Annotated in this window: 16 protein-coding genes; 12 read left to right on the plus strand and 4 right to left on the minus strand. The window is 72.2% G+C overall.

The window, feature by feature from the left end:
- Nucleotides 1-119: 119 nt before the first annotated feature.
- Both AB0E05_RS27210 and AB0E05_RS27215 read left to right on the plus strand, forming a co-directional pair.
- On the plus strand, nucleotides 120-1943 hold the full coding sequence (locus AB0E05_RS27210; RefSeq protein ID WP_361968066.1) for an SMI1/KNR4 family protein: 1824 nt from the start codon (nucleotides 120-122) through the stop codon (nucleotides 1941-1943).
- Nucleotides 1944-2103: 160 nt separating this feature from the next.
- Entirely contained in the window at nucleotides 2104-3312 is a 1209-nt protein-coding gene (locus tag AB0E05_RS27215; protein WP_361968068.1) for an MFS transporter, read from the plus strand.
- A gap of 77 nt (nucleotides 3313-3389) precedes the next feature.
- Here AB0E05_RS27215 and AB0E05_RS27220 read toward each other — a convergent pair whose 3' ends face one another.
- Entirely contained in the window at nucleotides 3390-3680 is a 291-nt protein-coding gene (locus AB0E05_RS27220) for a hypothetical protein (protein ID WP_361968070.1), read from the minus strand.
- Nucleotides 3681-3758: 78 nt separating this feature from the next.
- Nucleotides 3759-4079, minus strand: a complete 321-nt coding sequence (locus tag AB0E05_RS27225; RefSeq protein WP_361968072.1) for a hypothetical protein — start codon at nucleotides 4077-4079, stop codon at nucleotides 3759-3761.
- A gap of 176 nt (nucleotides 4080-4255) precedes the next feature.
- On the opposite strand from AB0E05_RS27225, the gene AB0E05_RS27230 reads away from it, so the two are divergent.
- Nucleotides 4256-5710 (plus strand): helix-turn-helix transcriptional regulator, encoded by a 1455-nt coding sequence (locus AB0E05_RS27230; RefSeq protein ID WP_361968074.1) that lies wholly within the window; start codon nucleotides 4256-4258, stop codon nucleotides 5708-5710.
- Nucleotides 5711-6188: 478 nt separating this feature from the next.
- Nucleotides 6189-8330, plus strand: a complete 2142-nt coding sequence (locus AB0E05_RS27235) for a M4 family metallopeptidase (protein ID WP_361968076.1) — start codon at nucleotides 6189-6191, stop codon at nucleotides 8328-8330.
- An 86-nt stretch (nucleotides 8331-8416) separates the two neighbouring features.
- Here the strand turns inward: AB0E05_RS27235 and AB0E05_RS27240 are convergent, their stop codons facing one another.
- Nucleotides 8417-9679 carry an acyl-CoA thioesterase/bile acid-CoA:amino acid N-acyltransferase family protein gene (locus tag AB0E05_RS27240; protein WP_361968078.1) on the minus strand — a complete coding sequence of 421 codons (1263 nt, stop codon included), beginning with the start codon at nucleotides 9677-9679 and terminating at the stop codon, nucleotides 8417-8419.
- 311 nt (nucleotides 9680-9990) lie between these two features.
- Here AB0E05_RS27240 and AB0E05_RS27245 point away from each other — a divergent pair, with 311 nt between their 5' ends.
- The 7 genes from AB0E05_RS27245 to AB0E05_RS27275 all read left to right on the plus strand — a co-directional run bounded on the left by AB0E05_RS27245 (nucleotide 9991) and on the right by AB0E05_RS27275 (nucleotide 16595).
- On the plus strand, nucleotides 9991-10245 hold the full coding sequence (locus AB0E05_RS27245) for a hypothetical protein (protein WP_361968080.1): 255 nt from the start codon (nucleotides 9991-9993) through the stop codon (nucleotides 10243-10245).
- 227 nt (nucleotides 10246-10472) lie between these two features.
- The gene (locus AB0E05_RS27250) at nucleotides 10473-11483 is read left to right on the plus strand and encodes a Gfo/Idh/MocA family oxidoreductase (protein ID WP_361968082.1); all 1011 of its coding nucleotides are present in this window, start codon (nucleotides 10473-10475) and stop codon (nucleotides 11481-11483) included.
- A complete protein-coding gene (locus AB0E05_RS27255) occupies nucleotides 11480-12472 on the plus strand; it encodes a Gfo/Idh/MocA family oxidoreductase (RefSeq protein WP_361968084.1) in 993 nt (330 codons plus the stop codon). Before AB0E05_RS27250 ends, AB0E05_RS27255 begins: the two co-directional genes overlap by 4 nt.
- Nucleotides 12473-12549: 77 nt before the next feature.
- Complete coding sequence (locus AB0E05_RS27260) at nucleotides 12550-13113, plus strand: NAD(P)H-dependent oxidoreductase (RefSeq protein ID WP_361968086.1); 564 nt, start codon at nucleotides 12550-12552, stop codon at nucleotides 13111-13113.
- A 28-nt stretch (nucleotides 13114-13141) separates the two neighbouring features.
- On the plus strand, nucleotides 13142-14434 hold the full coding sequence (locus AB0E05_RS27265) for a cytochrome P450 (protein ID WP_361968088.1): 1293 nt from the start codon (nucleotides 13142-13144) through the stop codon (nucleotides 14432-14434).
- 236 nt (nucleotides 14435-14670) lie between these two features.
- Complete coding sequence (locus tag AB0E05_RS27270; protein ID WP_361968090.1) at nucleotides 14671-15369, plus strand: class I SAM-dependent methyltransferase; 699 nt, start codon at nucleotides 14671-14673, stop codon at nucleotides 15367-15369.
- Nucleotides 15370-15389: 20 nt separating this feature from the next.
- The gene (locus AB0E05_RS27275) at nucleotides 15390-16595 is read left to right on the plus strand and encodes a cytochrome P450 (protein WP_361968092.1); all 1206 of its coding nucleotides are present in this window, start codon (nucleotides 15390-15392) and stop codon (nucleotides 16593-16595) included.
- Between the two features lie 104 nt (nucleotides 16596-16699).
- On the opposite strand, the gene AB0E05_RS27280 is transcribed toward AB0E05_RS27275, so the two are convergent.
- Entirely contained in the window at nucleotides 16700-17941 is a 1242-nt protein-coding gene (locus AB0E05_RS27280) for a hypothetical protein (protein ID WP_361968094.1), read from the minus strand.
- A gap of 418 nt (nucleotides 17942-18359) precedes the next feature.
- Between AB0E05_RS27280 and AB0E05_RS27285 the strand changes: the two genes are divergently transcribed.
- On the plus strand, nucleotides 18360-19553 hold the full coding sequence (locus AB0E05_RS27285; protein ID WP_361968096.1) for a cytochrome P450: 1194 nt from the start codon (nucleotides 18360-18362) through the stop codon (nucleotides 19551-19553).
- Nucleotides 19554-19559: the final 6 nt, after the last annotated feature.

Here is a 19559-nt window from a genome sequence, read left to right on the forward strand (position 1 = left end):
AAGGGGAACATGCGTGGCACGGTAGCAGAGCCGTGCCCGTCCGGGCAGCCCCGTTGCGCAGCGGGGTGGGCGTCCGGCCCTCGACGGCACTGTCAGTGGTCACTGACAGCATCAAACGCATGACGAACACGACGAACACGACGGGCCCGACGCCCTTCAACTGGCGGCCGTTCCTGCTCCGATGGAGCGGTGAGTGGGCGGACTCCCTGCCCGAGCGGGAGCCGGTGCGCGAGGACGACGAAGCCGCCCAGCGGTCCCGGTGGTTAGGGTTCCCGCCCGCTTCGGAGGAGCGGATCGTGGCCATGGAGAAGCGTCTCGGCGTACCGATGCCGCCGTCGTACCGGGAGTTCCTCAAGGTCACCGACGGATGGCAGCACGCCGGCGGATTCGTGTCGCTGCTCGCGGGCACCGCGGAGGCGCGCTGGCACGACAACGCGTCCGGGCTCACGGACATCTTCGAGGAGGGCATGGACGAGGACACCGGACCCGAGGAGCGTTGGGAGGCCGAGCTGTGGCTGCGCGGGCTCCAGCTCGACGTCGAGTCCGACGCCACCTACGTCCTCCTGGACCCCGAGGACGTGGACGAGGACGGCGAGTGGGCCGTGTACACCTGGGCGGGCTGGCGGGCCGCGCCACCGGAGCGGTTCACGAACTTCGCCGTGTTCATGCGGGACATGCACAAGCAGTTCCACAACCTGCGGTCGTGTTCGGGCGAAGGGGAGCCGGAGTTCGTCAACGACACGACGCGCGCCTTGGACGCCACCATGGCGCAGGCCCGGCTGGACGCGTTGCGCGGCGACTGGGAGGGGGCCCTGGCCGCGTTGGACGAGGCGAACGAGTACGGCAGACCGCGGGCCGCGGGGCTGGGCGACCAGATACGCAGCCTGCTCGGTCAGACCTCCACGGTGACCTTCCGGGGCGTGGCGACCGACCCGCGCTACGCGCACGAGATGCTGACGGGCCCCGCGGCGCAGATGCGCACCGCCACCCACCGGTACGCCCCGGACGGCCCCTTCGGAGAAGCGGTCGAACGAGCGCGGGAGTTGGCGCGCGGGGGTGACACCGACGGGGCGTGGCGGACGTTCATGGCAGCCCTGCCCCAGTGGAAACCGCTGGGCCCGGACCACCTGGTACCGCTGGGCTGGCTGGCCGACCCCCTGCTGGGACCCCTGCTGACTCCGGAACGGGGCCGCGAGTTGCTGGCCACCCCCAGGGGAGGCCAGGCGGGCGAGACTCCGGTGCCGACGGCCGGACTCGACCCGGACGGCCTGGCGTGGCTCGCGACCCCCGAACCGTACGGCGACCGCACGTCCTACCGGTTCGTCCTGGTCGAGGGCGTGCAGCCGCGGGACCTGCCCGGACGCCTCGCGGACGGGAACGGGACGGCGCTGGACGAGCTCATGACGTACGACGAAGCCCGACACCGAACGGCCCCCGGGACGGTGGAGTTGTCGTCCTACGACGACAGGGCCCTCATGGCGGTCGGCCGGGCCGGCCCCGGCTGGAGCTTCGCCTTCGACGGGGACCCCGCGGCCTTCGCCCCGCAGCGCCTCGTCTCCCCGGCCGCGGCAGCCAGCGCGGGCACCCGCGCGGTGGCCGTGTGGGGCGATCTGAGGTCCGGTGGGGACCTGTTCTTCCACCTCTCCGTCGCGCAGGACGGCGTCGAGCAGTACGCCTTCACGTACGCGGACGCAGAGATCCGCCGCACCGGCGCGATACCGCAGGCACTCGACCCGGACCGCTTCTTCGGTGCGGGGGAGGACGTCGCTCAGGCGGAACGGCCGCTTCTGGAAGCGCTGACCGGTGCGTTCGACGTCCACCTGCCGCGCCACGCGATCAGGCGGGGACGACTGCACTGGTTCACCACCCGCTCGTGGACGAGGCCGCCGGAGGTCGGGGAGTCGTACCTCGTGATCAGCGTGTGCCGAGGGGGCGTGAGCTGACGGAGCACGGCCACGGGCCCCGCGCGACGGCCTGCGGGCTCCGGCAGGAATCCGACGTCCACGTCCGCGCCGACCGCGGTGTCGCAAACCTGCCGGAGTGCCGCAGCCGTCGTTGCTGCACTGGTGGTCGTCCACCCGACACCACAGCAGGACGGGGCTCATGTCCGCGGTCAACACTCCTTCCCCCGCCGGCGCCACCAGCGGGCTCGGCGCGCTGGCGCCCCCACCGGCGCGGGGGTCCTGGCCCGCCGTCGTGGCGGTGGCCTTCGGGATCTTCTCCATCGTCACCACGGAGATCCTGCCGATCGGCCTTCTCACCTCGATCGGTGACGCGTACGCCGTCTCCGACGGCACGGCGGGCCTGACGATGACGCTGCCGGGCTTCGTCGCCGCGGTCGCCGCGCCGCTGGTCACCGTGGCCACGTCCCGGTTCGACCGGCGGCGGATGCTGGCGGCCTTCCTCCTGCTGCTGGCGCTCGCCAACTTCCTGGCCGCTGCCGCGACGAGCTACTGGCTGGTCCTGGTGTCCCGGGTGCTGGTGGGGATCACGATCGGCGGCTTCTGGTCGGTCGGCGCCGGGCTGGCCCGCCGGTTGGTGCCCGCGCGGACGGCGGGCCGGGCGACGGCGGTCATCTTCGCCGCCGTGCCCGTGGGGTCCGTGCTCGGCGTCCCGCTGGGCACCCTCATCGGCGACACCGCGGGCTGGCGAACGGCCTTCGCCGCCATGGGCGGATTCACCCTGGCGACGTGTGCGCTGCTGGTCCTCACGGTGCCCGCGCTGCCCGCCTCCGCCACCACGAGGCCGGCCGTCCTGCGCGCCGCGCTGCGCGGGCCCGGAGCCGGTGTCGCCCTCGCGCTGACGTTCCTCCTGGTGCTGGCCCACTTCGGCGCGTACACCTACGTCACCCCGTTCCTGGAGCAGGTCACCCGAGCGGGACCCGACCTGATCACCGTCGCCCTGCTCGTCTTCGGCGCCGCGGGCACGGCGGGCACCTTCCTCGGCGCGGCGGCCGTGGGGCGCAGCCCCCGGGCCGCGTTCGCCGCCGCCGCGGCCCTGCTCTCGCTCGCCACGCTGTCGCTGCCGGCACTGGGGGGTTCGACGGTCGGCGCGCTGGGCCTGTTGGCCCTGTGGGGCCTTGCGTACGGAGCCGTTCCGGTCTGCTCCAGCGCCTCCTTCGCCCGTGCCGCGCCCGCCGCGCCGGAAGCGGCGTCCGTCCTGTTCACCGCCTCGTTCCAGGCCACCATCTCGCTCGGAGCGCTGCTCGGCGGAGTCGTCGTGGACCGCCACTCCGCCTCCCTGGCCCTGACAGCGGCCGGGCTCACGGCCGCGGCGGCGGTGCTGGTGGCCTGCTGGAAGCGACCCGCATGACGGGAGGACCCCGTCCGATCTGCACGATCGGAAGGGGTCCTCGGCACCGTCCCGCGGACGGCGTCACCGCATGCGGGTCAACGGGTGCACCTGATGCCGGCGTAGCCGTACCACCAGCCGAACCCGGCCCCGTCGGAGTACGAGTAGAGCAGGATGCACTGGTCGTTGTTGTATCCGCTGAGCAGGGCGTAGCGACGGGCCTGGGCCTCGGCTTCCCGCTTCGCCTTGCCGGAGCTCTGCTCGTACGAGGAGCCCGTGAACGCCTGCGTCTCCTGGACGCTGACGTCGGCCTGCGCGACGGTCGGTGTGAACGCGGCGAGGCCCGCGATCGCCAGGGCAACGCCAGTTCGGGCGAGGATCGAGGTCATGTCGGTGTTCCTTTTCTGTTGGAGCAGCTGCGGCAGCCGGAACGGCTGAGACAGTGGGATCGGTGGAAGCGGCGTGGCTCAGCGCTGGCAGAACAAGTTGGCGACCGCGGAGTACAAGCCGCCGCCGATCGACCTGACGCTGGTGGAGTGCACGTAGCACTGGTTCGCCTGCCAGCCGTACCCCTGGGCGATCGTGTAGGTGAACCGGACCGCGCTGTCCACCGCCTGGACCTGCGAGACGCCCATGCCGGTGCCGGTGAACGTCCTCACCTCGGGCACGACGAGCGTGCTCGCCGAGGCTGCTCCGGCCCCGACCGGAGCCGCTTGGGCGGACGTGACGCCTCCGACGAGGCACGCCGCGGCGGCCAGTGCCACGGCGGCGATGCGAACCTTCTTCATGAGTCGCTTCCCCCTGCTGAGTGGTCGATGTGACGATCAACAGCTTCGGCAGCGCCGGCGAACGGCGACAAGCGTTCCGTCCGCTGGTGGAACGGTGGAACCATTCCACCCCCATTCACGTGGGAATATCCGACAGGGGTGGAACGCCGCCCCGCAACGCCGGGGGGCTGGAACGGTTGAGCACGTTAGAGTCGGAGACCGAGGCATTCGCCCGTCGACTGCGGGAGCTGCGGGAGGCGTCGGGGCACAGCTACGGCGCTCTGGCCCGTCGGGTGGGCGTCAGCGCATCGACCCTCCACCGCTACTGCTCCGGTCACATCGTGCCGCTGGAGTTCACCCCCGTGGAGCGGCTGGCACGGCTGTGCGGCTGTCGGGGCGAGGACCTCGTCTCGCTGCACCGCCTCTGGGTGCTGGCGGACGGAGAGCGCCGCAGACGTCAGACGAGTGCGGCGGCCGGGGCGCAGGAGCGGAGCACGACCGGGAAGCCGGAACCAGCGCCGGATCCGGAGCCAGCGCCGGATCCGGAACCAGAGCGGGAGGCGGAGCCGGGCCCCGGCGCCGTCCCCGTACCCGTTCGGGATGAGCACCCACCCGCGCCAGGGCCGCCGCAGCGGCGTCGCGTCGCCCGTGCCGCCGGACTGGTCGCCGCCGCGACCGTGCTGACCCTCCTCGTCCTGCCGCCGTTCGAACTCGCGCCGTCCTCCTTGGAAGGCGCGGGCGGCCCGGGGCACGTCCCCACCCCGCGGTACGCGGGCGCCGCGGCCCCCTCGGCGTTCGCCTCCGGCCCCACGCCCGGCCCGTCCGCCACGCCCCGCGCGTCCGCTTCCGGCCGGCCGACCGGCGCCTCGGACCCCGGGGGCCCGAGCCGCACCGGCTCCCGTACCGCACCCTCGGAGTCCACGGGGGCCGCCAAGTCCCGAAGCGGTGTCGTGCCGTTCACCTGGAACGTCGACGACCACCTCTGGACGGGCGGCTGCAACCACTCCTACGTCGTCGACCGCCCGCCGTCAGCGGTCCCCCCGCCCCCTTCCGTGTCCGACGCCGAGCCGTGGGCCCGCTCCCTGGGCGCGGTGCACGGCGGCGACACCCTGATCAGGCTGACCCTCCAGGGCCGCAGTGAGCAGGCGGTGGTGATCCAGGCGCTCCGGGTGCGGATGGCCGCCCAGCGTCCCCCGCACCGCGGCAACGTCTACGGGATGGGCATGGGCTGCGGGGGCACGATGACGCCCCGCAGCTTCGACGTCGACCTCGACGCCGCCCGCCCGGTGGCCCGTTCCGTACCCGGCAACGACTCCGGCGTGGAGATCCCCGCGGTGTCCCTGCCCTACCGGATCTCGATCCGGGACCCCGAGGTCCTGATGGTCACCGGACGTACGGTGACGTGCGACTGCGACTGGTACCTGGAGTTGGAGTGGAGCACCGGCGACCGCTCCGGGACCGTGCGGATCGACGACGGCGGAGTGCCGTTCCGCACGAGCGGCATCGAGGGCCGGCCCGCCCATCTGTACGACACCGGACTCCGGCGCTGGTTCACACTCCCCGAGAACGCGCCCGCCGCTCCCGCCGCCCCCGACGCCGACCCCCGCCCGGAGGTCCCGACGAGCGCCGGACCCGAGGCGCCGGCACCATGACGGGCGCCCCCGGGCCGTCACCGGTGGCGGGGAGATCGGTCTCACGCCATGACGGTCACGGGGCCGTCCGGCGTCTTCAGGGCCATCTCGTGTATTCGGCCATCACGGGCGACGAGCGCGACGTGATAGCCGCCGCCGTGGACGACGCCGGAGGGGCGCCGTCGGGCCGCCGGCGGAGTTGAGCTGGAACCCGTCCTTGCCGGCCTGCACGGTCTGGTCGACGTCGATGCCGTCCGTGCTCTGGTGATGGAGGGTGAGTTACGGCCAATTCACTGATCACTTCTGTCACATGAGTACCTCGGGTGTCACGCTGCCGGTGGCTCTTCGGCAGACATCCCGTCAATCGCGCATCACGAGGACACCCCCCCTCGTGAGCCCTCCCGAAGGGCCCGCACAGGCACCGGACATCCCGCCGTCGGGAACCTCGCCGACGGGCCCCGTCACGGCCGTGACCCACGGCCGACGCAGAGGAGTTCAGATGACGCCACTTCCTCGTAGAGCATCAGCAGCCACGGCCCTGCTCACCGGTATCGCCCTGTTCGCGGTGGTCCTGCCGCCGGCCACCGCGGGAGCCGCACCTTCCGCGACCGACGCACCTGCCGCGTCCGCCGCGTCTCCCCGGGCAGGCGCGCTGCCCGTGCGCATCAGCCCGGCCGAACAGGCCAAGCTCCTCGCGGACGCCACCGCGGCCCGCGCCGCCACCGGGAGCGCGCTCGGGTTGGGAGCCAAGGAGCAGCTCGTGCCGCGCAGCGTCCTCAAGGACGCCGACGGCACCCTGCACACCCGTTACGAACGCACCTACGACGGGTTACCCGTCCTCGGCGGTGACCTGGTCGTGCACACCGCCCCGTCCGGCCGGATGAAGGGCGCGACGAAGGCCACCGAGGCCCGGATCGCCGTCCCCGGCACCAGCCCGGCCCGGACCGCGGCATCGGCCCGCGCGTTCTCACTGGGGAGGGCGAAGGCGGTGGGCACCAAGGGCGCGGCGCTCGGCCAGGCCCCCCGCAAGGTCCTCTGGGCGCCGGCCGGCGGCCGTCCCGTCCTGGCCTGGGAGACCGTCGTCAAGGGCACCCAGCCCGACGGCATGCCCAGCGAACTCCACGTCGTCACTGACGCAACCACCGGTGTCGAACTGCACCGCCGCGAAGCGGTGGTGAACGCCGCCGGCACCAGCGCCGACACCCGGGAGGCCGGTTCCGCCCGCCAGCCGGCCAAGGCGAAGCCGGCCGAGGCAAAGGAGGCCGAGGCGAAGGGGGCCAGGACCGACGCGCTCGGGACCGGCCGCACCCGCTACAGCGGCGACGTGCAGCTGGGCACCTCCCGCTACGGCTCCCTGTACAACATGACCGACAGCGCCCGGGGCGGGCACCGGACGTACGACCTCCTGAACGGCTCCGGCGGCTACGGCTACGGTGGCCGCCTCGTCACCGGCACGGACAACGTCTGGGGCGACGGCACCTCGGCGAACCGGCAGACCGACGCGGCTGACGCCGCCTACGGGGCCCAGGTGACCTGGGACTACTTCGCCGAGGTGCACCAGCGCTACGGCGTGCGCAACGACGGCGACGGCGGTTCCAGCAAGGTGCACGACTCGGTCCACGGCCGCGGCGCCTACTGGTGGGACTCCTGCTTCTGCGTGATCTACGGCCCCGGCGGCACCACTCCGTACACCTCCATCGACATGGCGGCCAACGCGCTGGGCACCGGACTCATCAACAACACCACGAAGTTCTACTCCGGCGAGTCAGCCGGGCTCTGGGGGGCGACCATGGACATCTTCGCCGCCGCCGTCGAGTTCCACGCGGACAACTCCCGCGACCCCGGCGACTACCTGACCGGCGAGAACGTCGACATAGGCGGCCTCAACGCACGGCACCGCCAGATGGACCGGCCCTCGAAGAACATCAGGGGCACGGACTACTGGCACCCGCGCATCTCCTCCAGCGGCAACGGGTACTACGTGGGCGGCCCGGCCATGCACTGGTTCTACCTCCTCTCGGAGGGCAGCGGCGCCAAGACCGTCAACGGGGTCGCCTACGACAGCCCCACCCACGACGGACAGCCTGTCACTCCCATCGGCCGCTCCGCCGTCGAGCGGATCTGGTACCGCGCCCTCACCGTCTACATGACCTCCAGGACCGACTACGCCGGGGCGCGCGCCGCCACCCTCGCGGCCGCGGCCGACCTCTACGGGGCGTCCTCCTCGACGCACCACCGGGTCGCGGACGCCTGGGGCGCCGTCAACGTCGGCACGCGGCCCGGCGGTTCACCGAGGCCGGTCGGTCCCACCTTCGAGAACACCACCGACTACCCCATCCCGGCCGGCCCCGCCGTGGCCGAGTCCCCGATCACCGTCACCGGGGTCCCCGGAAAGGCCTCCAACATCCTCGTCGTCGATGTGAACGTCGCCGCTGCCTATGTGTTGATGGAACTGGTGGCGCCGGACGGCAGCACCTACCCGCTCGTGAACAACCTGGCCCTTGAGAACGGTCCCACCATCTCCAGCACCGGCGTCGACGCGTCCAGCGAGACCGCCAACGGCACGTGGAAGCTGAGGGTGCGGGGCGAGGAGACCAACCCGTGGCGCTACATCGACAGTTGGAAGCTCAACTTCCTCTGATCCGAAGGCCGGGTGACACCGAAGCCCCGGCGGCGCCGTTGACCGGGTGACCCGCCGCCCCCGCAGCACGACGCGGGGGCGGTTCCTCAGTCCTGGAGCAGTTCCAGGACCTGGGGCCAGCTGTCGGACCGCGCCTGCTGGGCGGCGGCCCGGGTGCCGCCCATGTCCACGTCCTGGCCCGTCAGGTGGTGCTTGTTGCGCAAGCCCGCGGCGGTGTGCGGATACGTGCCGACGCCGTGCCCGGCATCCGGGTAGAGCAGGGCCCGGTGCTGCTGGCCCGAGGCGCCGCGCTGCTCGCCGATCGCGGTCGTCGACGGCCCCGCCGGCCACAGCCCGTCCTTCCCGCCCCCGATCGCGAGGACCGTGCCCCGTACCCGGTCGAGGGGGATGGGCTTGAGCTCGATCGGCTCGCCGTCCTTCGTCCAGGCCGGCACCTTCGGGTCGGGAATGCCCGGGTTCGTGTCGCGGCTGGGGGCGTAGAGGACGACGTCCCGCACCAGGTCCGGGTGGTGGTGGGCGAGGAGCTGCGCGGCCTCGGAGCCGCGCGAATTGCCGATGACGGACGGCCGCTGCGCACCGGCGCCGGCTTCGCGGTGCAGCAGCCGCGCCGCGTCGGCGAAGTACTCCAGCTCGATCCGCTCCAGGTTCTCGGGGCGCTCGGGGCAGCCGAAGTAGCACAGGGCGAGCACGGGGTGCCCGCGGGAGGCCAACAGGGCGGCGGCGTGCTTGTCGCCCGGTCCGCCCTCCGAGCCGCCGAAGCTGAGCACCGGCGGGCGGCGCGGGGCTCCGGGAGCCGGCTGGTACAGCGTGCCGACGACCCCGTCCTTCGCCGCGGTCAACGGCCGGTGCACGACGCCCTTGCTCATCCACGTACGGGTCAGCCGCTCGGCCGCGACCTGCTTCCCGTCGACCTCGACCGCCAGGTGCACCTCGTACGCCCGTCGGTCCTCCGGCCACGTCGCGTAGAACCACGCCTCGTCCGCCGGTGCCTTCTGCGCGTTCATCGACCAGAACAGCCCCATGCCGTCGGCCTTCTCGTACGTCCCCGACCGCGGCCGTGCCCGCGTCAGGTCCACCGCCCCCGCCTCGTCCGCCGCGAAGGCGGCCCGCCCCGACCACGACGTCCCCGCGTGGTCCGTGGCCCGCGACGTGACCGTCACTTCCTGACCCGCGTCCAGACCGGTGACCTCGATCCGCACCGACTCGTCGGCCAGCGCCACGACCTTGTCGACCTCGATCCGTACGGCATCGCCACCACCGTCGCCATCGCCGTCTCCGCTGCACCCCACGGTGAACAACAGCACGAGCCCCACCGCAGCGGCACCCGTCCGGAACCTTGTCTTCTTCATCGGCCAACCCCCGTCCTGGCCGCAGCATGCGCCTCCACGGCAACAGTCGCACGGCCCGGCTCCGGCAATGTCCGTCCCCTCCGGGCTGCTGCACGACGGCAACTCCGTCCGCAGACGACCTGCTGGCGGATCAGATCGTCGTTCCGGAGCGTGCTCACACAACTGCTCCAGCCGAGCCGCCGGCACGTCTTGACGGCGTGGACGTCTTGTCGAGCGCCGTGGTCATGGCTAGCTTCCTGCTGGGCCGCTGGCCGGGCGGCTCTCGTGCTCCACGCTCCGTTCATGTCTCCTTTCTGACGAGGGAGTTCCACATGTTCAGACGTACAGCCAAGGCTCTGGGAGCCACCCTTGCAGGCGCCGCGCTGACCCTCGGCGCCTCACCCGGCATCGCCACGGCGGCCCCTGCCGCGGCGACGGCGGCTTCGGTGCCGATGCCGTTCCACATCGTCGCCTACCTCCCGACCTACGAAAGCTGCCAGGACAAGGGCCGGACCGGCGAGCCGCTGTGGGGCAGGGTGTGGTGGTGCTCGCCGCACGGCAACACCTGGGTGCTCTGGGCACGGTAGGAACCTCCGCGCCATGGGCTCCGCCGCTCCGGGAGGGAGCGGCGGAGCCCACGGCCTTGGACAGAGCGCGGTCGGGGCGGACGGAGACTACCCACGCTGGTGATGGTCCCGGCAGGTCGGTGCGGGGAAGACTGGGCGGACTTCAGCCCCGAGGCGCGTCGCGGCCGTGCCCGGACGGACGTCGTCGGTCGGGCCGCCACGGCAGCACTCCACCCGGAGGACCTCACTTGACGGACACAAGAGCCGGTGACACCGCGCGGCAGTTGGAGGTGGCCCTGATCGGCGCAGGGCTGATCGCACGGCTGCACCTCGACGCCTGGACCAGGACGGGAGCGTCCGTCCGCGTCCACTCCAAGGACGGTCGCGCACCGGACCTGGCACGTGAGTTCGGTGCGCGGGCCGTCGACACCCTCGACGAGGCGCTCGACGGCGCGGACGTCGTGGACATCTGCTCGCCGACCGGCAGCCACCACGAGATCGCCATGGCCGCCATCGCCGCCGGAGTGGGCGTGGTGTGCGAGAAGCCCCTCGCAGCCAGTGTCGAGGAGGCCGAGGAGATCGTCGCCGCGGCGGAGCGGGCCGGGGTGCGGCTCTGCCCGACCCACAACGCACGCTTCGCACCGGCGTTCGCCCGGCTCCACGAGCTGGTCGCGGCGGGCGGGATCGGTGCGGGCGCGGTCGCCAGGTTCGACGTCGCCGGATACCACCCGCGGCCCTGGACCGGTCACGCCTCCGCACGGTCGGGCGGCATCCTCACCGACCAGATGCTGCACGGCGTCGACATCGCCCACTGGATCTTCGGGGACGTCGTGCGCGTGCACGCCCACTACCAGGGCGACATCGCCGCACCGGCCCCGGAGGGCGCCTTCGCGGTCGGCACCGCCGTCCTCACCCACGCCGGTGGTGCCCTGAGCCGGGTCGTCAGCCGGTGGACGGCGACCCCGCAGCCGCCCATCCGCTTCGCGTACCACGTCACCGGCGCGGGCGGCACGGCGGTCCACGACTCCGAATGGCCCCAGGAGATCAAGGTGTTCGGCGGTGACGCCGCGGCCTTCGCCGCGCACGGCGAGTCGCCGTTCCTCGCCGAGATCCGCGAGTTCTCCCAGGCGTTCCTGGGCGGCCCCGAGCCCCGGCTCGGCCCCCGCGACGCGCTCGCCGCCGTCCGCATCACCCAGGCCGCCGCCGAATCCGCCTGGACGGGCCGGGCCGTGGAACTGCCCGTGAAGGAGGCCGCATGAAGGTCGCCGTCCTCTCGTTCGCGCACGAGCGCGCCGCGACGTACGCCCGGCTGCTGCACGACGCACCCGGTGTCGACCTGCTCGTCGCCGACCCCGAAGGCCCGCCGGACGACCCGGCCCGCGGGCGGGCCACGGCCCGGCGGCTCGGCGTCGCCCACGCGGACAGCTGGGACGCGGCGTTCGCGCTGCGGCCCGACGCCGTGGTCGTCACGAGCGACGCCGCCCGCCGCCGGGAACTGGTCGAGCGGGCCGCCTCGATCGGGGCCCACGTGCTGTGCGAGCAGCCGCTGGCGGCCACGGAGGCCGACGCCGAAGCCATGGCGCGCGCCTGCACGGACGCCGGGGTGCGACTGGCCGTCGCCGCACCGGTCTGCTTCAGCCCGGCGTTCGCGGCCGTGCGCCGCCAGCTCGCCGACGGCGCGGCCATCGGCCCGCTGACCACCCTCCACGGGGCGTACGTCGGCCCCGGCGAGCCGACGGCCGGCGGCGCCCTGCGCACCCACGCGGCCGTCCTGCTCGACCTGGTGGACACCCTGCTCGACGGCGCGCCCGCGGCGCAGGTCTACGCCCAGTCGAACAGCGTCCTCAGCGGCGATCCCGACGTCGAGAGCGCGGCCCTGGTCAGCGTGCGCTACACGAACGGGACCGTCGCGGCCCTCGACGGCAGCTGGAGCCCGCCGGGGCACCGGGACGAAGCCGGGCCCGCCCTGACCTTCGTCGGCGAACGGGGGAGCGTCGAGTTCACCGCCCGCCCCAAGCTGCTCGGCGGCTTCGACTCCGCGACCGCCCGCGAGCGGTGGACGACCGGCGGGACCGACCCCTGCGCGGCCGTGCTCGGGGCCTTCGTCGACGCGGTCGGCACGGGCCGCTGGACCGGTCCCGACGGCGCGACCGTCGTGCGTACGCTGCGGCTGATCCGGGCAGCCTACGAGTCGGCGCGCACCGGCCGGCCCGTCGACGTGGGCGTGCCGGAGCCCGCCCGGCCGTAGCTCGGCACCTTCATCCTCAGCGCAGGGGCGAGGGGCGCACGCGCCCCGCACCCCCGCGCCGCGACAGGGAGACGCGCTTGACCAGAATCGGGATCATCCTCGGAACCACCCGCCCTGGCCGCGTCGGACCACAGGTCGCCCAGTGGGTCGAGAAGGCCGCCCGCACGCACGGCGCCGCGGACTTCGAGCTGGTCGACCTCGCCGACTACCACCTGCCGCTCTTCGACGAGCCACGGTCCCCGCGCATGGGCGCGTACGAGCACGCCCACACCCGCGCCTGGAGCACCAAGATCGCCGAGCTGGACGGGTTCGTCTTCGTCACCCCCGAGTACAACTGGTCGATCCCCGCCGCGCTCAAGAACGCCATCGACTTCGTCTACAACGAGTGGAACAACAAGGCGGCCGGTTTCGTCGGCTACGGCGCCAGCGCCAACGGCGTCCGGGCCGTCGAGCACCTGCGCTCCATCGCCGGAGCCGTCCAGCTCTCACCCGTGTACACGCAGGTCAACCTGTCACTGCTGACCGACTTCGAGCAGTACGAGACCTTCACCCCCGCCGAGCGCCACGACGCCGTGCTCCAGCGGATGCTCACCGAGGTGATCGCCCGCACGCACGCGCTCGCACCACTGCGCCGGACCTGAATCACCGCAGGTGCAAGGAGGATCACCGATGAGCACGTCCACCGCGGCGCCCGGCACCGGGCCCATCCCGCCCGCCGACGACACCCCTTCGGTCTACCGGTTGCCCTTTCCACCCGGCTTCACCGAACGCGGCAGCTGCCCGTTCGACCCGCCGCCACTGCTCCGCGACCACCACGACCAGGGCGAGGTGCGGCAGATCACCCTGACCGACGGCGGGACCGGCTGGCTCGTCACCGGCTACGAGGAGAGCCGGAAGCTGCTCTCCGACCCCCGGCTCAGCTCCGACCGGATGCGCAACCCGCTCGTCGTGAAGCTGCCGGCGGAGCTGCGCGCCCAGCTCATGGCGGACGAGGCGGTCGCGGGCAACTTCATCGCCCTGGACCCGCCCCACCACACCCGCTACCGCAAGCTGCTGACCCGGCAGTTCACACTGCGCCGGGTGCGGCAGCTGGAACCGCGGATCCTGGAGATCGTCACCGAGCAGATCGACGCGATGCTCGCCGGCGGCAACAGCGCCGACCTCGTCAAGGACTTCGCCCTCGCGGTGCCGTCCCTGGTGATCTGCGAACTGCTCGGGGTCGCCTATGAGGAACGCGGCGAGTTCCAGGCCCGCACCGAGGAACTGCTCAGCCTCGACATCCCGTTCGAGAAGCAGCTCACCGCCCTCGACGAACTGCGCAAGTTCATCCTCGGCCAGGTCCAGCGCAAGCGCGCGACCCCCACCGACGACATGCTGTCCGGGCTCATCCACTCCGACACCGAACCGGCGCTCACGGACGAAGAAGTCGTCGGCATGGCCAACCTGCTGCTCGTCGGCGGCCACGAGACGACCGCGAACATGCTGTCCCTCGGCACCTTCGCCCTCCTCGAACACCCCGAACAGTTCAGGGCCCTGCTGGAGCGCCCCGACCTCATGGACGGGGCCGTCGAGGAACTGCTGCGCTATCTGTCCATCATCCACCACGGCCTGCTGCGCACCACCACCGAGGACGTCGAGATCGCGGGGTGCACCATCCCGGCCGAGTCCCTGGTCGTCATCTCGGTGTCCGAGGCGAACCGGGACCCGCGCCAGTACGAAGCACCCGGTGCCCTCGACGTGAGCCGCCCGCGCCGCACCCACCTCGCCTTCGGGCACGGCATCCACCAGTGCATCGGCCAACAACTGGCCCGCAGCGAGATGGTCATCGCCTTCCCCGAACTGCTGCGACGGCTGCCCGGGCTGCGCCTCGCCGTCCCGGCCGGCGAGGTTCCGCTGCGCGAGAAGATGGCCGTGTACGGCCTGCACGGCCTGCCCGTGACCTGGGACGCCCCCGGCGCATAGGCATCCCCCCGCCGACAGCCCGGCCCGGCACACGCACGTCTCGAAAAGCGGCTTCGGAAATGTCGTACGGCGACGCGCCAGGGAAAAGCGGAATTCCGCCGCGGTCAAACGTCGCGGAATTCCGGGAGCATTTCGGGGGCGGAAACATTACCAGGTTGAGGGATTCTCCCCCCGGCCGCCGCTGTCCCACCCTGGGACATGTCACCAGCCAATCGTCGACAACAGGGACGGATCGGATGACCGACGACAACGCATACCAGCACTTCGACGCGACCACCCTGGACTACGAACGGGCTTACCGGACCAGCTCCCTGGTGGAAGGCGTGGTGCTGGAGCGGATGCCCTGGGACATCGGTGGCCCGCAGCCCGTCCTCGTCGAACTGGAAAGGGCCGGCCGCGTCTCCGGAGACGTCCTCGACATCGGCAGCGGCGTCGGTGACAACGCCATCCACCTCGCCCAGTGCGGCTATCGCGTGACCGGTCTGGACGTCGCGCCCACCGCGGTCGAAAAGGCAACGGCGCGCGCCGCCGAGAAGGGCGCCCAGGTCACCTTCGCCGTCGGCAACGCGACGCGCCTGGACGGCTACGACGGCCAGTTCGACACCGTCACCAGCAGCCTGGTCTTCCACTGCTTCGGGCCCCAGCAGCGCCGCGCCTACGCGGACGCCGTCGCGCGGGTCCTGCGGCCCGGCGGGCGACTGCTCCAGTGGTGCTCCCGGGGCGCCGCGGCCGGCCCCGAGCCGATCACCGAGGCGACCATCCGGGACGCCTTCAGCGGCCCCGGCTGGTCCATCACCACGCTGCGCGCCCAGCACCTGACGACTACCGTCCTCGACGAGCCCCTGCGCAAGGACTTCGAAGGGGAGCAACTCGACACCGACGACAGCGGCGCCACGCTGCTGCCGATCTGGCTCCTCGAAGCGACGCGCGACTGATCGCTCCCGAGGCTGCCGACATGACGCAAACGCCCGCCGTACCGACGGGCCTGCCCACCGCCCGCGCGGCCGGCTGCCCCTTCGACCCGCCGCCGGGCCTCGCCGCGCTGCGGGACGGGGCGCCGCTGACCCGGATGGAGTTCCCCAACGGTCACGTCGGCTGGCTGGCCACCGGTCACGCGGTGGTGCGGGCCCTGCTCTCCGACCCGCGCTTCAGCCACCGCAACGACAGGAGGCACTGGCCCCTGGCCGACATCGGCCAGGGGTTCCCGCCCCTACCCGGCGACATGCTGCACATCGACCCGCCGGACCACACGCGCTACCGCAAGCTCCTCGCGGGCAAGTTCACCATGCGACGGATGCGCCGCCTCACCGGCAGCGCGAAGGAGATCGTCACCGGGAAGCTGGACGCCATGGAGCGCCACGGCGGCCCGCTGGACCTGATGGAGTTCTTCGCCCGCCCGATCCCCACGCTCATGGTCTGCGCCCTGCTCGGCGTGCCCCGTGCGGACCGCGCCACCTTCCACCCGCCGGTACGGGGGACGGACGACGCCGCGGCCGTGGCGGAGGACGTCGCGGCGTACGTCGAGATGACGTACGCCGACATGCAGGACTACTTCCGCGAGCTGCTGGCGGCCAAGCGGGCCGCGCCCGGCGACGACCTGCTGAGCGAGCTGACCTCGTCCGACCTCAGCGACGACGAACTGGTGGGCCTGTGCGCGGTCATGATGCACGCGGGCGTCGACTCGACCTCGAACATGCTGGCCCTCGGCACGTGGGCGCTGCTGAACCGCCCGGACCAGCTGGCGACCCTGCGTGAGCGCCCGGACCTCGCGGGCGGCGCCGTCGAAGAACTGATGCGCTTCATGAGCGTGGTGCACACCGGCTCCCGCGCGGCGCTGGAGGACGTCGAGCTGGCCGGCGAGGTGATCAGGGCCGGGGAGTCGGTGGCGTTCTCCGTCCAGGCCGCCAACCGCGACCCGGCCCGCTTCGGCGACCCGGACACGCTCGACATACGGCGCAACGCGGTGGGACACCTGGGGTTCGGGTACGGCGTGCACCAGTGCCTGGGGATGCAGCTCGCGCGCGTCGAGATGCGCGTGGCCTTCCCCGCCCTGTTCGCCCGGTTCCCGACGCTGCGCCTGGCGGTGCCCACCGGGGACGTACCGATGCGCGACGACCTGGTCATCCCCTACGGAGTGCACGGACTGCCGGTCACCTGGTAGACGTCTGCCGGAGCCCCAGGGCCTGATCCGCAAGACAGGCCCTAACGTCGGGGGCTCCGGCAGCTTCACGTCCATTCACGTCCAGGGGCTGTACGGCCCTGACGTCAGACGGACCGGGACACGAGGCGGTCCAGGCCCTCGCGCAGCCGGTCCAAGCGCTCCGACAGCTCCGGGTCCCCCTCGGGCCACGCCAGGTCGATCCCGATGCGGCCGTCGAAGGTGGTCGCCACGTAGCCGCCGACGGCGGCGAGTTCCCCCGGGGCCACCTTCCGACGCGAGGAGGACTGGAAGGCGGTCAGACGCAGGCCGTCGGGCGTCCGCAGGGGCGGGACGACGCCCCAGTTCGACACGCTGACCACCGCCGGGGCCGGGGCCTGCGGCTGCGGCTTGGCGTGCGGCGCGGGCAGGGTGACCATGTCCAGGAGGCTGCGCTGGATGGATCCGTCGGCGAGGCCGTCCCGCAGCCGCTGACCGAGCGCCCGGCCGATGGCGACGGCGCTGGGCCCGACGTCGTCGGACGCCTTGAAGAGGCCGCCGCCGACGACGTTCGTCCCCTCGGTCGGGCCGACCGGGGGAGTCAGCCGGTTGCGCAGGTCCACCGTGTACCGGAACAGCAGCTCACAGATCGGAAGGCCCCGGATCTCGGCCTCGACGAGGAGGACCGCCCCCGACAGGAGCCCGTTGAGCGTCACCTGCTCACGGTGGCCCAGCTCCGCGAGCGCCTTCGTCTGCGCCGACGTCAGTCGGTGCTGCACCACGTGTCGGACCATCACGACCCGTGCGGAGACCGGCAGTTCCGTCACCGTCCGCAGCGGCGCCGAGGAGTCCTCCCCGTCGGCCGCGACCCGGTGGATGCCGCGCTCGGCCAACAGGTCTTCGAGGGACCGCGGGTACGGCCGGCGCGGCAGGTCCACGGGCACGCCCCGGACGACGTCGGTGTAGCAGCCCCACAGGGCGGAGAGCAGGTCGATGGAGTGATGGGCGTCGGCGATGCTGTGATGGGTCAGCAGCGTCACGCTCGCCTCCGCACCGTCGCGCACCACGTTGAGCGCGCTCAGCATCCGGTACTCGTCCAACTCCACACCGGTCAGCGGGCGGTCGGGATCCCCGGCGCTGAACTGGACCTCGGGCGGGGCGTCGGACGCCACGAACACGAGCCCGCCGTCGTCGGCTTCGAGCCGTGCGGCGAGCTGCGGATGCGCGCGGCACACCGCCGCGTAGGCGGTCCGCAGCGCGTCCGGATCCAACCGGCCGACGGTACGCACCGTGTAGCCCACGTACATCTCCACGTCGGCATAGATTTTCTCGGTGGCTGTCAGCGCACGCTGAATTGCAGCTGTCGTCATGAAGGAATGACCTTTCCGCCGGCGCCCAGCAGATCCGAAGCCCGATCATTTTTTCCGACCCGGTACGGCATGGCCATCACCAACGCGGGTAGTCTCCCGGCGCCGCCGAGAGCCCCGCCGCGACGAGGGTGCGGCACAGCGTTTTGCGCCATCCGGCCGTCGGGCGCGCGCTTCCACCTGCACGAGCAACGGGCCACGGGCTGTGTCGACTTCACCATCGGTCCCTACCAGGTTGGGGGATTCCGGGTCGGCACCGCTCGTCTAGCCTTGCCATAGAGATTCGAGCAGCCTGCGCGCGGTGCGCATCCCGCGTCGGTGGAATTCCGCTGCTTGGTCCACTACCCCGTGTTCGCGCCCGTAAGACGAGACTTTCGCGAGCCGCAGCGAATGCGAAACGTCACCCGAGCGGAAGGATTCCATGAGCGACGCGATTTCTTATGAGGTGCCGTGGGCGCGGACCCATCCGTTCGACCCTCCCGCCGTGTTCGACGCGCTGCGCGCCGCGAATCCGCTCGCGCGGATGACGTATCCCGACGGGCACGAGGGCTGGCTCGCCGTCGGCCACGAGGTGGTGCGCAAGGTCCTCAGCGACCCGAGGTTCAGCCACAGCACGGAGATCGGGCACTTCCCGGTGACCCACCAGGGGCAGCTGGTGCCGAACCACCCGAAGATTCCCGGGATGTTCATCCACATGGACCCGCCCGACCACACGCGTTACCGACGCCTGCTGACCGGGGAGTTCACCGTCCGCCGGGCGAACCGGCTGGCGGAGCGGGTGGCGGCCGTGGCCGCCGAGCAGATCGACGTCATGCGCGCCCACGGGGCGCCCGCCGACCTGGTGGAGACCTTCGCCCGGCCCCTGGTCCTGAGGGTGCTGTGCGAACTGGTCGGGCTGCCCTACGGCGAACGCGAGCACTTCGAGCACGCGCCGACGCTCCTGCACGACCCGGACGCCGATCCGCAGGAGGTCGCCGCCGCCTTCGAGAGGGCGGGTTCCTTCTTCGTCCAGGTCATCGAGAGCAAGCGGAAGCAGCCCGGAGACGACCTCCTCAGCCGGCTCACCGCCGACGGCGAGTTGACGACGGAAGAACTGTGCAACATCGTCGTGCTGCTGCTGTTCGCGGGCTACGAGACCACGGAGAGCGCGCTGTCCGTCGGCGTCTTCGCGCTCCTGCACCACCAGGAACAACTGACGGAGCTCCGCGCCGACCCGACGAAACTCGACGCCGCCGTCGAGGAACTCCTGCGCTATCTCACCGTCAACCAGTACCACACCTATCGAACGGCCCTCGAAGACCTCGAACTCAACGGTGCGAAGGTGAAGAAGGGCGACACCGTGACGGTGTCGCTGCCCGCGGCCAATCGCGACCCCGCGAAATTCGCCTGCCCCGAGAAACTGGACGTCGGCCGCGACACCTCGGGCCATGTCGCCTTCGGTTACGGAATCCACCAGTGTCTGGGCCAGAACCTGGCCCGCGTCGAACTGCGCGCCGGTCTCGCGGCTCTCCTGCGGGCCTTTCCCGATCTGCGCCTCGCCGTCGCCACGGACGAGGTGCCGCTCCGGCTCAAGGGATCCGTCTTCGCGGTGAAGAGCCTCCCCGTCTCTTGGTGAGTCTCC

Origin of the sequence: Streptomyces sp. NPDC048057 (assembly GCF_040653095.1) — a bacterium.
In the GTDB taxonomy this organism is placed as follows: Bacteria; Actinomycetota; Actinomycetes; order Streptomycetales; family Streptomycetaceae; genus Streptomyces.

Excerpts from the sequence above, each read along its gene's own strand:
- AB0E05_RS27210 (WP_361968066.1), top strand. The coding sequence starts at position 120 with ATGACGAACACGACGAACACGACGGGCCCGACGCCCTTCAACTGGCGG.
- AB0E05_RS27215 (WP_361968068.1), top strand. The coding sequence starts at position 2,104 with ATGTCCGCGGTCAACACTCCTTCCCCCGCCGGCGCCACCAGCGGGCTC.
- AB0E05_RS27220 (WP_361968070.1), bottom strand. The coding sequence starts at position 3,680 with ATGACCTCGATCCTCGCCCGAACTGGCGTTGCCCTGGCGATCGCGGGC.
- AB0E05_RS27225 (WP_361968072.1), bottom strand. The coding sequence starts at position 4,079 with ATGAAGAAGGTTCGCATCGCCGCCGTGGCACTGGCCGCCGCGGCGTGC.
- AB0E05_RS27235 (WP_361968076.1), top strand. The coding sequence starts at position 6,189 with ATGACGCCACTTCCTCGTAGAGCATCAGCAGCCACGGCCCTGCTCACC.
- AB0E05_RS27240 (WP_361968078.1), bottom strand. The coding sequence starts at position 9,679 with ATGAAGAAGACAAGGTTCCGGACGGGTGCCGCTGCGGTGGGGCTCGTG.
- AB0E05_RS27245 (WP_361968080.1), top strand. The coding sequence starts at position 9,991 with ATGTTCAGACGTACAGCCAAGGCTCTGGGAGCCACCCTTGCAGGCGCC.
- AB0E05_RS27255 (WP_361968084.1), top strand. The coding sequence starts at position 11,480 with ATGAAGGTCGCCGTCCTCTCGTTCGCGCACGAGCGCGCCGCGACGTAC.
- AB0E05_RS27265 (WP_361968088.1), top strand. The coding sequence starts at position 13,142 with ATGAGCACGTCCACCGCGGCGCCCGGCACCGGGCCCATCCCGCCCGCC.
- AB0E05_RS27270 (WP_361968090.1), top strand. The coding sequence starts at position 14,671 with ATGACCGACGACAACGCATACCAGCACTTCGACGCGACCACCCTGGAC.
- AB0E05_RS27275 (WP_361968092.1), top strand. The coding sequence starts at position 15,390 with ATGACGCAAACGCCCGCCGTACCGACGGGCCTGCCCACCGCCCGCGCG.
- AB0E05_RS27280 (WP_361968094.1), bottom strand. The coding sequence starts at position 17,941 with ATGACGACAGCTGCAATTCAGCGTGCGCTGACAGCCACCGAGAAAATC.
- AB0E05_RS27285 (WP_361968096.1), top strand. The coding sequence starts at position 18,360 with ATGAGCGACGCGATTTCTTATGAGGTGCCGTGGGCGCGGACCCATCCG.